This window comes from Archangium violaceum (assembly GCF_016887565.1).
In the GTDB taxonomy this organism is placed as follows: Bacteria; Myxococcota; Myxococcia; order Myxococcales; family Myxococcaceae; genus Archangium; species Archangium violaceum_B.
Genome location: NZ_CP069396.1, coordinates 3591192 through 3603729 on the forward strand (window position 1 = coordinate 3591192; position 12538 = coordinate 3603729).

Annotated in this window: 9 protein-coding genes; 6 read left to right on the forward strand and 3 right to left on the reverse strand. The window is 68.0% G+C overall.

What is annotated here, in order from left to right:
* The first annotated feature begins 152 nt into the window (after positions 1 to 152).
* Positions 153 to 1433, forward strand: a complete 1281-nt coding sequence (locus JRI60_RS14950; RefSeq protein WP_239470533.1) for a sensor histidine kinase — start codon at positions 153 to 155, stop codon at positions 1431 to 1433.
* Positions 1434 to 1440: 7 nt separating this feature from the next.
* Here JRI60_RS14950 and JRI60_RS14955 read toward each other — a convergent pair whose 3' ends face one another.
* Positions 1441 to 3183, reverse strand: coding sequence for a DUF3616 domain-containing protein (locus JRI60_RS14955; RefSeq protein ID WP_204226531.1), 1743 nt, complete (start codon positions 3181 to 3183; stop codon positions 1441 to 1443).
* Between the two features lie 132 nt (positions 3184 to 3315).
* On the opposite strand from JRI60_RS14955, the gene JRI60_RS14960 reads away from it, so the two are divergent.
* Complete coding sequence (locus JRI60_RS14960; protein ID WP_204226532.1) at positions 3316 to 4506, forward strand: lactonase family protein; 1191 nt, start codon at positions 3316 to 3318, stop codon at positions 4504 to 4506.
* A gap of 6 nt (positions 4507 to 4512) precedes the next feature.
* On the opposite strand, the gene JRI60_RS14965 is transcribed toward JRI60_RS14960, so the two are convergent.
* Positions 4513 to 6024, reverse strand: a complete 1512-nt coding sequence (locus tag JRI60_RS14965; RefSeq protein WP_204226533.1) for a glycoside hydrolase family 26 protein — start codon at positions 6022 to 6024, stop codon at positions 4513 to 4515.
* A 149-nt stretch (positions 6025 to 6173) separates the two neighbouring features.
* Entirely contained in the window at positions 6174 to 6965 is a 792-nt protein-coding gene (locus JRI60_RS14970; protein ID WP_204226534.1) for a lipoate--protein ligase family protein, read from the reverse strand.
* A gap of 463 nt (positions 6966 to 7428) precedes the next feature.
* On the opposite strand from JRI60_RS14970, the gene JRI60_RS14975 reads away from it, so the two are divergent.
* Genes JRI60_RS14975 through JRI60_RS14990 form a run of 4 tightly spaced genes read left to right on the forward strand, consistent with a single transcriptional unit; the run spans position 7429 to position 12501 of the window.
* On the forward strand, positions 7429 to 7569 hold the full coding sequence (locus JRI60_RS14975; RefSeq protein WP_204226535.1) for a hypothetical protein: 141 nt from the start codon (positions 7429 to 7431) through the stop codon (positions 7567 to 7569).
* 25 nt (positions 7570 to 7594) lie between these two features.
* A complete protein-coding gene (locus tag JRI60_RS14980; RefSeq protein ID WP_204226536.1) occupies positions 7595 to 10129 on the forward strand; it encodes a DUF2309 domain-containing protein in 2535 nt (844 codons plus the stop codon).
* Positions 10126 to 11427: a proton-conducting transporter membrane subunit gene (locus JRI60_RS14985; protein WP_204226537.1), complete on the forward strand. Its 1302-nt coding sequence runs from the start codon at positions 10126 to 10128 to the stop codon at positions 11425 to 11427. The genes JRI60_RS14980 and JRI60_RS14985 overlap by 4 nt, the downstream gene beginning before the upstream one ends.
* Positions 11428 to 12501: a proton-conducting transporter membrane subunit gene (locus tag JRI60_RS14990; protein ID WP_204226538.1), complete on the forward strand. Its 1074-nt coding sequence runs from the start codon at positions 11428 to 11430 to the stop codon at positions 12499 to 12501.
* Positions 12502 to 12538: the final 37 nt, after the last annotated feature.

Below are 12538 nucleotides of genomic sequence, written 5' to 3' on the forward strand. Positions count from 1 at the left end.
CTACTCGGGATGGAGCCACGAGGTGCGGAGACGGTCCGTTGAACACGCCGGATGCTCCCTCGCATGTCCAGGGAATTCAGCCAGCGTCAGGTGCTCCCTCGAGCCGGGTGTACTAGAGTCGTGGTCACGTGAGGTCATCCGTCCTCAGAGGTGTGAGTACCATTCCGGGAAGGAGGGCCCTGCTGTTCGCGGCGGTGCTTCCTCCGTTGACCTTGCTGGACGTATTCGCCTTGCCCTCCTTCAGCCTGGGCGCGTTCCTGACGCGAGTGGCCTGGGGCCTGGGGCTGGTGGTCTTCGCCCTGCTGTTCGAGCGGGGATCCGAGACGCGGCGGCGCCTGCTCCTGCTGTTCAATGGCGCGGCGGGCAGCCTGTTCTATCTGGCCCTCGTCTATTTCACGGGGAGCCTCGCGAGCCCGTACGTTCTGCTCGTGCCCACCCTGCCGCTGCTGGCCGCCTTCGTCTACCCGGAGGAGTCGGGCTCCGCGGTGGCCAGCGGTGTCGCATGCACGCTGGGCATCGGGGTGTACGTGCTGATGGGCAAGGGCTCCGTCGAGCAGGCCGCCGGGTGGGCGGGGATGGTGGGCTCGTCCACGTTTTTCGGGTTGGTGGGCTCGGGCCAGTACCGCAAGACCGCGGCGGCACTGAACGAGGCACGCGTGGAGCGGGCCCGCCGGGAGGCGTTGGAGAAGCTGGCCGTGGCCGAGCTCCAGCGCGTCCAGTCCGAGCGGCTGGCCACGGTGGGCCGCCTGGCCGCCAGTGTGATGCATGAGATCAACAACCCGCTGGCCTTCGTTCGCGCCAACCTGAACTTCATCCAGACCGAGGTGTTCACCCAGCCGCTGGCGCCCGCGCTCCGCGAGGAGTTGAAGGAGGTGTTCGGCGAGACGCGCCTGGGCATGGAGCGCATCCAGCAGATCGTCCAGGACCTGAAGGGCTTCTCCCACAGCATGGACGCGGAGGCGGCGTGCGAGTGCGCGCTGGTGGACGTGGTGGAAGACGCGGCGCGGCTGGCGTCGATCCGGCTCAAGAGCGTGGGGGAGTTGAAGATCGAGGTGTCCCCGGAGCTGCCCAAGGTGTTCATCATGCCCCGGCGGCTGGCGCAGGTGCTGCTCAACCTGCTCGTCAATGCCGGTGACGCGCTGGAGGAGGCGAAGGTACCCCGGGGAGAGGTCCGCGTGCACGGTGCGGTGCGAGGGCAGCGCGTGATGCTGGTGGTGGAGGACAACGGCCCGGGCTTCTCTCCGGAGGTGTTGCCACGCCTCTTCGAGGCCTTCTTCACCACCAAGGGTACCGACAAGGGGACGGGCCTGGGTCTGTCCATCTCTCGCGAGCTGGTGGAGCGCTTCGGCGGCACCCTCGTGGCGGAGAACCGCCAGGAGGGGGGCGCTCGCCTGCGCATCGAGCTGCCCATCTACGCTCCACCCGCCGGCTGAGGGCCACTCAGTCCAGGTGGACGACCACGTCGGTGAAGTACTGGCTGGAGGACGACGCGTCCTTGCAGACCGTCCCGCTGATCAGGTGTGAGCCCATGTCGAACAGGATCCGCACGTCCTTCGTGCCGGGATATGGGAGCAGCACCTCCGGAGCGGAGTCCGAGGGCGCGGTCAGGTCCAGCGCCTTCACCGGCGCGCTGCTCACGTCGCCGCTCCACTTCCAGAGCGCGAACGGTCCGTTGCTCTCGTCATGCGGCCCGCTGAGGATGAGCACCGCCTGGTGGGCCTCCGACCACACCATGCCCCGGATGCCATAACCACCCAGGTTGACCAGGATGGCCTGGCCGAACCTGGCCCTGGCTCCGCCGATCACCTCGTCCGGATTGGTCAGCGTGACCATCAGCGCACTCGAACCGGACTTCGGGTTGCGGAAGCCGAGCACCAGTCCACCCGTGGGCAGCGCCGCCAGCCCCTCGAGGTTGGTTCCATTCACCTTCGGGGCCAGCTCCGCGACCGTGGCCTCCGTCAGCCGCGAGCGCTCATTCAGCAGCGAGATGACCGAGGTGTTCGGGTTGACCCAGTTGGACGCATCCAGCATGTCCTTCAGCAGGTTCGAGGACGTCCCCGCGACCTGAAGCGAGGCATTGGGCACCGTGCCCGAGAGGTCGATGGCGAAGAACTTGTATCGCGATGTCTCGAGCTCCCCGTCCTTGTTGCGAGCGTGCGAGCTGGTCACGTAGATGCGGTTCCCCACGCGTGCGGCGTCCTCGAAGTCCGCCTCGTCCGAGGAGGAGATGCCAATCGCGCTGCTCAGCTCCTTGCTCTGGACCGGGGAGGCGCTCTTGCCCTGGGCGAAGATGCGCGCGGTCTGGGACTCATCGTTGAAGTTCAGGAAATGGGAGGTGTCGATCCACACTCCGCCCGAGCCATCGCAGGTGCTTCGGTACGTCCCCGCGGTCTGTACGCCACCGTCCGTCCCAGCGTCGACGCCCCCATCGCCACCACCCGTTCCCGCATCCGTGCCGGGCAGCTCCCAGGTCACCGTCAGCTTCGGACGGGAGGAGCGGGTCGAATACTCGCTGGAGCGGATCTCCAACCGGTTGTCGTTGTCCTTGTTGGCGAGGATGACACCGTGGTTGCTGGAAGGCGTGGTCAGCCACTTCCGCACCACCTCGAGCCCCCTGGCATTGAGTGTCACGGTGTACGTCCCCGTCGCGGCGGCCCGGATGGAGCCCAGCGAGGTCGTGTCCCGGTCGCCCGTGCCGTCCGCGCCATTCGAGGCCCAGTCATGGCTGCTGTCCGCCTGTTCCCAGGTGACCTGGCTCTCGGTCCAGGCGCGCGTCAGCTCGTAGAAGTCGTAGGTCTGATCCGCCTTGTCGGACACCGTGACGACGATCGAGGCCGCGCGGACGATCGCATTCGCCGGGATGCTCGACACGTCCCACTGCAGCAGGATGTAGTTCTCGTTGCCGCTACCTGCGGGCGTGTCGCCGCTCGCCGAGATGCTGGTGTCGCCGCCGTGGTTGTCGTCTGGATTCTCCTCTTCGATCATCGAGTCGCGGGTGCCCGCGTAGCTCGAGGACGGAGACACGCCGTCCTGGAACGAGGTGCTCTGCGTGCCCAGCCCCTGGGCGCTGGCGAAGAACCCGGGCTCCGCGCCGCTCTCGTCGGATTCCCACGGCTCGCACCCCGCGGCGAGCAGGAAGCCCGCCGCCATCGCTCCAATGACTGAAACCTTCAATCCGCGCATGTCCTCTCCCTCGCGCCAGCGAACGCGGGGGCGGACCGTTGCCCATCCAGGTTCACGCGAGTCGTCACGATTCGGTCGAGATTCCGTGGCGTGATGTTGGCACTTCCCGCTCTTTCTGTTTCCAATCCACCCATGCGAGAGACGAACTGGACACGTCGCGAGCTCATGCGGCTCACGGGCCTGGGCGCGGTGGGAATGGGTCTGGCCTGCACCCGGAGCGCATGGACCGGGGCTCCCCAGCCCCCCAAGGAACTCTGGGTCTACGTTGGCACGTACACCTCGGGTCAAGGCGAGGGCATCTATCTCTGCCGGTTGGACCTGGCGACGGGGGCCCTCCAGCAGGTGGGCCTCACCCGGGGCGTGGTCGAGCCGTCCTTCCTGGCCATGGACCCGATGGGACGCTACCTCTATGCCGTCAATGAATTGACGGAGTTCGAGGGCAAGCCCGGTGGCTTCGTGAGTGCCTTCCGCATCCATCCCCAGACACGGGAGCTGACCTTCATCAATCAGCAACCCACACAGGGCGGTGCGCCCTGCCACCTGGACGTGGCCGCGAACGGCAGGTTCGTGCTGGTCGCCAATTACGTCGGTGGAACCGTCTCCGTCCTTCCGGTCCTGCCGGAGGGAGGGCTGGGCGCCGCGGTCGACGTGAGACGACACGAGGGCTCGGGGCCCAACACCCGGCGTCAGGAAGGCCCGCACGCCCACCAGGTCGTATTGGATGCCGACAATCGCCACGCGCTCGTGTCGGACCTGGGGCTGGACAAGATCATGCTCTACCGGTTCGACGGCGAACAGGGACGCTTGACCCCCGCGGAGCCGGCCTGGGTGTCCACCCAGCCCGGGTCGGGACCGCGTCACCTCACCTTCCATCCCAACGGAAGGTTCGCCTTCGGCATCCACGAGCTGAGCTCGACGATCACCGCTTTCGCCTACGACCCGCGGCTCGGTGCCCTGGAGGCGCTACAGACCGTCTCGGCTCTGCCAGGAGGCTTCACCGGGACGAGCTACGGGGCGGACATCCACGTCAGCCCCGATGGCCGCTTCCTCTATGGCTCCAACCGCGGTCACGACAGCATCGTCGTGCATGCCATTGATTCCTCGGGCCGGCTGACCTACGTGGAGCACGTTCCCACACGAGGACGGTGGCCGCGCCACTTCACCCTCGAGCCCACCGGCAGGTACCTGCTCGTGGCCAATCAGCGCACCCACGACATCTTCTGCTTCCAAAGAGACCTCGAGACCGGAAGGCTGACACCCGTGGGCGAGGCGCTGAAGATCCCCGCCCCCGTGTGTCTGCTGGTGGCTCCACCCCCGGTCTGACGAGGATCAGGGCAGGTTCGCCGCGTTCTGCATCTGGCTCAGGTAGGCGGCGCGCATCTTCGGGTTGCTGTTCTCCAATGGCGAGAACAGCGAGTTGTTGACGTTGCCGTCCGCGTCGTCCTGGAAGTACTGCTCGTAGACGATGTCGTTCTTGTGCGCCCGGATCCAATCGAACATGAAGTTGATGAACGCGGCGTTGTCATCACCATTCACACTCGCCTGGCTGCCCGTCAGGGCGTGATGACCTCCCCACTCCTCGATCGCGAACGGCTTGTTGTGGGTGTCCGCGAAAGCGAAGGTCTGATTGAGGATGTACCCGACGTGGTACTGCGAGTTGAACGAGGCGAGCGTCGTGGAGCCGGGGGAGTCGTAGACATCGACTCCCACGATGTCCACATAGGCATCCCCGGGGTAGAGATCCTGGAAGTTGTAACCCGCCGAGGTATCCGTGCCCGACAGGCTCCAGCTGATCAGCACCCGGTTGGCGGCGGAGCCCGCACCGGCCTTGATGTTGTTGTAGGCCCGCTGCCAAGCGGTCTTGAACTGCGTGTTGTTGGCCTTCCAGGTGCCGTTGCAGTCCTTGCCCGCCGTCCAGTGATACCAGCAGCCGTTGAACTCCCAGGCGAAGCGGAGGATCACTTCCTGCCCCGCGCGGTTGGCGTAGTTCGCGGCGTTGGTGCCCATCGCGCGGTAGTAGGCATCATAGGCTCCGGACGCGGCCTCGGCCCAGCTTCCCTGCACGGACGCCCCGCTTCCACCCGGGAAGGGCGGCGCGTCGACGACGGAGGTCAGGTTCGGGTTCATGAACGACAGGACATAGAGGTCCTTCACGTCGTTCCAATTGGTATGCCACTGCGCCGCCTGCTCGATGTCACAGAAGCGACCACGGCCGCTCTCGACGGTCGACAGCGCCGACGCGTAGGAGCTCGCCGAGCCGGTCCGGTTGAGCGGGAACATGCAGGAGTTCCAGGCCAGACCCGAACGGGCCCCCACCGAGCCCAGCAGGCCTCCCGCCGGAGGGTTCGTGGTCGTGCCGCCGGTGTAGACCTCGGCCTTGTCGATGGAGATCGTGGTGCCCGTGGCCGCGCTGTTCTTCCGGCCCGTCACCGTCACGGTGAGCGTATGGGCCGTGTCCGTCAGGACGGGGCTGGTGTAGATGAGCGCGAACCCCTTGGTGATGGAGTAGGTGTCCGCGTCCACGGGTGCACCACCGTCAATGGAGATGCTGGCGATTCCGCCCACCAACTCCTTGTAACCAAACAGCTTGACCTGGCTCCCGGTGAACCGGAACGTCGCCTTGTCACCCGTGGTGTACGCGTACCGGAAGGACCCACCGTTGCAGCCGCAATTGACCCACGTGCCGGTGTACTGGAACTGATTGTTTCCGGTCCCGATGACACCGTCGTCAACGGTCGCGCTCAGGGTCGGGCTGGCCGCCCGGGCCGGTGTGGTGGCGAGACCCAAACCCACTGCAGCCAGGACGACCGCGATGATGCCGGAGATCTTTCGCTTGCTCATGATTGGCTTTCTTGTTGGTAGGGATTTCTCGGAAAGGGAGAATCCACGCCCCCCGAGAAAAGCCTCACGGATCCGGGCTTGTACAGAAAGAGCCGCGCTCTCGGCAAGTCCAGAAAGCGATGTGAGCAGACCCTGAAGGGAGGAGACGCTCAGCAGACCGCGTCGCGCGTCCAATCGTCACGGCCATAGCGCTCCGCGACGAGCGCCTCGGCGCGGGCGCGCACGTGAGGCGCGAGCGGGACCCTGGCCCAGCTCGCACCGAGCCGCTCGATGAAGCCTTGCTCTAGGGCCTGCGCCGCCTCGGCGTGGCTCACCTCGCGGCCCGCCGCCCCGGTCAGGTCCACCATCGCCTCGCGCAGCCGCTCCGGCGTCAGGCCGAACAGCCGTGCGTGCAGGGCGTAGTCCGTCGTGAGCGGCAGCGCGCCGTGTTGCAGGAAGGCGCCCTTCTGCCGCCGCTGCGCGCTGCCCACGAGCTTGCGGCCTTCCACCTTCAGTTCCTTGAGCGCGGGCGTGAGGAAGCATGCGCCACTGGCCAGGTTGCGCTCGGGCCGCGAGGGCTCCAGCTCGGCCCGCACGCCGAACCTTCGCGCCAGTCCCGCGGAAATGGACTCTGATAGCAGCGTGTAGTTCTGCTCGATGTTGTCGGTGAATGGCGGCGCGACGCGGGCCACGAAGCTGTACGTGAGCTCCCCGTGATGCAGCACTCCGGAGCCACCGGTCACCCGGCGGACCACGTCGAGGCCCTCGGCTCGTGCCGCCTCGGCATCGACGCTGCCGTAGGCCTGGGTGCGTCCGAGGCTCAGGCAGCCTGGTCGGAAGACGTAGAGCCGCAGGGTGGGGACGAAGTCCTCCCTCGTGCTCGCCTCATCGAGCAGCGCCTCGTCCAGTGCCATCTGCCAGACCCCGGGCGCCGCTTCCAACGGTTCGATGAGATTCCACATGCGGCCATCCTCTCCCTCTCCTTCCGGAACGCAATGACCCGCTTCCGATACCTCCTGGCCTCCCGCTCACCCCTTGGATGATGGGGTGTGTTCGTTCTCCATTCGTTCTCCAAAGGTTGGAGGCGGAACGAGGCATTCTGCCACGGGAGTGCGGGGCGGAATGCCCCATCTCCGCACGACGCGAGGCGTCATGCCCCATGTCGTCGAAGTCGAGTTCCATTCCGCCCCAACCTTTCCCTCTGAGTGTGTCTTCACAAATCCTGGCACATGCCTTGCTCCAAGGAAGGCGCAAGGAATCTCCATCATGTGCCAGCGGTCACTCGCCCCCTTGCTCCGTCCTCCCTGGGTGCCTCGGGGTCGGCTCCGATAGCTCAATCCCTATCAATGGAGCCGATGAAGCGCCCCCTTGCCTCCCCGCTGGGTGCACGGAGCTTTCGTGCTTTGTCACAAAAGGAAAAAACACATGGGGTCGAAGTCATCGCTGTCGAAGGACGTGCCCGCTTCATTGATGAAGATCAAGGAGCCGCCGAACGTGTCTCGGGGCGGGCTCCGGCCGCTGACGAATTCCTTCGTGGACTCCCCCGCTGCCTCCGCCGCTGTCTGAGGCAGACGAAATGAGTCAATGTCATATGGATACCAACGCCCTCGTGGACGGGTGGCTCGACGAGTGCCGCCCAAAGCTGCCCATCCAGAATCCCCTCTGGGCCTATATCCACAACAACATCCTGCTCAACCTCGAGGACCGTCCGTTCCAGGAGGCAGTGCGGGAAGCGGCCGCGCTGTATCGGGCACGGCCGTATGAGACCGAGTCCTTCTACCGCTCGGAGCTGGAGCGCGGCCGTATCCGTCGCGACTGCCTCGATGCGGTGCTCGCGTCGGCCCTGCCGGGAAGTGGGAAGGACCGGGTGGAGTGCTTCCTGTCGGACACGTCCGTCGGCAACGTCGTCCCACCGGCCTCCCTGTTGCGGCTCGCCCCGCGCCTGGATGCCGAGTACCACGCGTCCTATGACCGGCAGCTCCAGGACTTCATCGTGCCGGTCATCGCCTCGTTCCTGGATCAGGGCATGGCGCACTGGACCAACCCCTACCGCAACGGGGCGCTCTGGGGCTTCTTCCTGGCGAGCGTGCATGCCACGCCGGGGTGGGGCTTCGACTGGGCGGGAACGCTGAAGGCACGGCTGGAGGCGCACGAGCGGGCCGGCCGGTCGGTGGAGCAGATCATCGAGGCCGAGGTGCGTGAGTCGGCTCCGACGGGGCGCGAGGCCGCGTACTGCCTGGAGACGCTCTTCGCGCTGAAGGGCTGGTCGGGGATGATCCTCCGGCTCGAATCCGAGCCGGCGGTCGCGCCCGTGGAGGCGCCGCCCGCGTCGCTGAAGGACTGGCTCGCGGTGATGCTCGTCGCCACGCACGCGCTCGATGCGTGGCTCCTGGAGCGGAATGGCCGCACCCGGAACGAGCTGTGCGCCCGTCCGTTCCTCGCGCCCGAGACCTTCAACCTGGGGCGCCTGCACCTGTGGCAGGAGGCCTATGAGCGCTCCTTCGCCGGTGACTTCCTCGCGCACATCGAGCGCGGGCTCCTCCCCGAGGTGAAGGAGCCCCAGCGCCGCGCCCCGCGCTTCCAGGCGTTGATGTGCATGGACGACCGGGAGGAGTCCTTCCGGCGGGCGCTCGAGTCCGAGGCGTGCGGGGTGGAGACCTGGGGGGGCCTGGGCTTCTTCAGCGTCGACATGCGCTTCGAGGCGGTGGGCGCCGCCCGGCCGACGCGCCAGTGCCCGCCCGTCATCGAGCCGTCGCGGACCATCTCGGAGGTGCCGGTCGACGGCGAGGCCCGGCGGTTGGATCGGGCGCGCCGCGCGGGCCGCGCCGAGGGCAGGGCCCTGCTCTCCGGCTTCTATCACTCGCGCACGCTCATCCGCGGCTTCTTCATCTCGCTCGCGCTCGGGTTGCTGAGCTTCCTCCCGCTCGTGATGAAGGTGTTGATGCCGAGCCGGATGACCCGGCTGCGCCGCGCCATCCACAAGCGCGCCTTCCCCCACCCGAAGACGCACATCGCGCTGGACGCGGCGGGGGGATACTCGCTGGACGAGCAGGCCAGCATCGTCGAGGGCGTGCTCCGCACGGCGGGCCTCACGCGGGAGTTCGCCCCCCTGGTGGCGATCATCGCCCACGGCTCGACGAACACGAACAACCCTTTCCGGCAGGCGTACGGGTGTGGCGCGTGCTCGGGCAATCCGGGCGCGCCCAACTCGCGCTCCTTCACGCAGATGGCCAACCGCCCCGAGGTGCGTGAGCGGCTCGCGGCGCGCGGGCTCGAGCTGCCGGCCACCACGCTCTTCGTGCCCTGCTACCACGACACCACCACCGACGTGGTCGAGGTGCTCGACCGCGACCGCCTCCCGGCCGAGCGCCTGGAGGAGGTGCGGGAGCTGGCGGCGCGGCTGGGGCGCGCCGCGCGGATGAACGCGGTGGAGCGGTGCCTGCGCTTCGGCCAGGCGCCGCGTGGTGGCGAGGAGGCGGCGGCCCAGCACGTGCTGGACCGCGGCCATGACCTGGCGCAGCCGAGGCCCGAGTACGGCCACAACCGCGTGGCGGCCTGCATCGTCGGGCGGCGGAGCCTGACGGAGCGCACGTCGCTCGACCGCCGGGCCTTCCTCGTGTCCTACGACCCGAGGCTGGACGAGGGGGGCGCGCTGCTGCGCTCGGCCGTGCTCGGCTCGGTGCCCGTCGCGGTGAACATCGCCATGGACTACTACTTCTCGCGCGTGGACTGCGAGGGGTTCGGCGCCGGGTCCAAGCTCCCGCTGAACGTCGTGTCCCTGCTGGGCGTCGTCACCGGCTCCAAGAGCGACCTGCGCATCGGCATGGCCCGGCAGATGGTCGAGCTGCACGAGCCCATGCGCATCCTCGTGCTCATCGAGGCGGAGACGAAGGACCTGCTCGAGCTGATCGAAACGCACCCGCGCATGCGCCGCATGGTGCGGGGCGGATGGATGCGGCTGGGGCGGGTCGACCCCTCGTCCCGTGCCATCGAGCTCTGGAACGGGGACGGCTTCACGCCCTGGCGCGCGTTGTGGCCCGAGTTCCACACGACGGCGGGTGATGCCGCCACGCTTCCGGCGGTGTTGGACCCCCGGCGAGACCGTCTGGTCGAGGTGTACGCATGACTCTCCAGTTCCTCTCCCTGTTCATCCTCGCCTGGGCCGCGCTGATTCCGCTGCTGCTCGGGGCGGCCCAGCTCTTCGGGCGCGGGTTGTCCGAGCGGCTCGTGCAGGGGCTCGCGGTGGCGCACGCCACGGGCGTGCTCCTCGCCACCTTCGTGCTCTGTATCGCATTCGCCGCGGGGCCCTCGTCGATGGTGGAGGTATCCACGCCTCCGCTGCTCGTCACGCATGGCTACGAGTGGCGGGCGGTGCTGCTCATCGACCGGCTCTCCGTGACGTACCTGGCGCTCGTCGCCCTCATCTACCCCGTCATCGTCCACTTCTCCCGGCCCTTCTTCCACCGGGAGGAGGGCTCCCAGCGCTACTGGTTCCTGGTGACGCTGCTGGCGTTCGCGCTCGCGGCGGTGTCGCTCGCGGGGAACGTCGACGTGCTCTACCTGGGCTGGGAGCTGGTGGGCGTGTCGTCGGTGATGCTCATCTCGTTCTTCCGGCGCAACCTGCGCAGCACCCAGAACAGCCTCCGCGCGCTCATCTACTACCGCCTGTGCGACCTGGGGGTGCTCGGCGCGGCGATGTGGATCCACCACGCATTCCCCAGCTCGGAGTTCACGCACTTCGCGGAGGACGCGGTGGTGCCCACGGCATTGGTGGTGGCGTTCGCGTTGCTGTTCGGCACGCTGGCCAAGTCCGCCCAGCTCCCCATGTCGCCCTGGCTGCACCGCGCGATGGAGGGCCCCGCGGCCTCGAGCGCCATCTTCTACGGCGCGCTCTCCGTCCACCTGGGGCCGTTGCTGCTGCTGCGCACGAGCGCGCTGTGGATGCCGCACACCTCGGTCCGGATCGTCATGGCCTGCATCGGGCTGCTGACGGCGATCTTCGCGGCGTTCGTGGGGCGCACGCGGCCCGATGCGAAGACCTCGCTCGCGTACGCGACCATGGCGCAGCTCGGCATCCTGTACGTGGAGATCGCCGCCGGGCTGCACACGCTCGCGCTCGTCCACCTGTGCGCGAACGCGGGGCTGAGGACGTGGCAGTTCCTGCGCTCCTCGTCCCTCATCCAGGACTTCCAGGACAACCCCATCGTGGGCACGGGCGTGCGGTTGCAGCGGCAGTCGAATCTGGAGCGCCTGCTCCCGGCCTCGGTGCGAGGCCGGCTCTACCTGGCCGCTTCGAGGCTCTTCTGGCTGGACAGCATCCAGTGGAGCTTCGTCGCGCGGCCCTTCCTGGGTCTCTTCTCGCGGCTCGCCGCGATGGAGGACCGTCTGCTCGAGGACTCCCCGAGCGAGCAACGGAGTCATTAGATGGTCGACACCTACCTGAATCTCGAGGGCCCGCGGGCGGAAGCGCCCGTGGCCGTGCCGGTGCGTTCCACCAACTGGTGGTCCCTGGCGGTGGGGCTCATCGCCGCGGTGGGCATCTGGGTGGCACCGACGCGCCCGCTCTTCGTCGCGTCATGGGTCCTGCTGTTCGCGTGGGCGTGCGTGCGGGCCGGTAGGGGCGGGCGCGGGAAGGCGGCGAAGTTCCCCGTCCTCCCGGTGCTGGCGGGGCTGCTGACCACGGGGCTCGCCCTCTGGGGCACCCCCTCGCAGCCGTTCGCCGCGCTCGGGGCCGCCGTCGCCGGTGGCGTCATGCCGTTCCACCTGTGGCTCGAGGGCCTGCGCCGGCGGCTCAAGCACACGGAGTTCCTGCTGCTCCTGCTGTGCCAGCCGGGGGTGGTGTGGCTGCACCGCTTCGTGGAGGGCAACCCCACGCTCCTGCACGGCGGCCTGGGGAACGTGCTGCTCGTGCTCTTCGTGGTGAGCGCGCTGCTGCAATCCGGCCTGGGCCTGGTGCGGCGTGAGCCGGCACGGGCGATCATCGCCATCACCCTGTCACAGTCGTGCCTGCTGATGGCGGGCGCCTTCTCCGGGCACGTCGGCTGGCAGGCGGCCCGGATGCTCCTCATCGCGACGGTGGCGGGCTCCCTCGTCCTTCTCTCCGTCGTGGGTCTGGCGCGGGATGCGTACGGCATCGAGCGGCTCGCCCCGGACAACGGGCTCGCGGACGTGGCGCCGGACCTCCACCGGTTGTTCCTCGCGATGGGCTGGTTCTTCGTCGGGCTCCCCGGAGGCATTGCCTTCTTCGCCGAGGACCTGCTCTTCCACGCGCTCCTGGAGGAGTCCACGGCGGCGACGCTGGGGTTCCTGTTCGCCTCGGGGTTGAACGCGATCGTGTTCTACCGGGTGTACGCGGGCCTCTTCTGTGGCACCGCCCGGTTGGAGCTCCGGGAGGCGCGCACGCCGCGCACGGCGTCACGCCGCCGGCGCGTGGTGCTGCTGACGGTGGTGACGGCGCTGGTCATCCTCGGCGGCATCGCGCCGACGCTCTTCGTGTAGCGAGGGCGGTGGAGCGATGGCGGCTTCGAAACAACGA

What these genes read in the sequence shown, in the direction of transcription:
- JRI60_RS14955 (WP_204226531.1), bottom strand. Translation starts at nt 3,183, where the DNA reads ATGCGCGGATTGAAGGTTTCAGTCATTGGAGCGATGGCGGCGGGCTTC.
- JRI60_RS14960 (WP_204226532.1), top strand. Translation starts at nt 3,316, where the DNA reads ATGCGAGAGACGAACTGGACACGTCGCGAGCTCATGCGGCTCACGGGC.
- JRI60_RS14965 (WP_204226533.1), bottom strand. Translation starts at nt 6,024, where the DNA reads ATGAGCAAGCGAAAGATCTCCGGCATCATCGCGGTCGTCCTGGCTGCA.
- JRI60_RS14970 (WP_204226534.1), bottom strand. Translation starts at nt 6,965, where the DNA reads ATGTGGAATCTCATCGAACCGTTGGAAGCGGCGCCCGGGGTCTGGCAG.
- JRI60_RS14975 (WP_204226535.1), top strand. Translation starts at nt 7,429, where the DNA reads ATGGGGTCGAAGTCATCGCTGTCGAAGGACGTGCCCGCTTCATTGATG.
- JRI60_RS14980 (WP_204226536.1), top strand. Translation starts at nt 7,595, where the DNA reads ATGGATACCAACGCCCTCGTGGACGGGTGGCTCGACGAGTGCCGCCCA.
- JRI60_RS14985 (WP_204226537.1), top strand. Translation starts at nt 10,126, where the DNA reads ATGACTCTCCAGTTCCTCTCCCTGTTCATCCTCGCCTGGGCCGCGCTG.
- JRI60_RS14990 (WP_204226538.1), top strand. Translation starts at nt 11,428, where the DNA reads ATGGTCGACACCTACCTGAATCTCGAGGGCCCGCGGGCGGAAGCGCCC.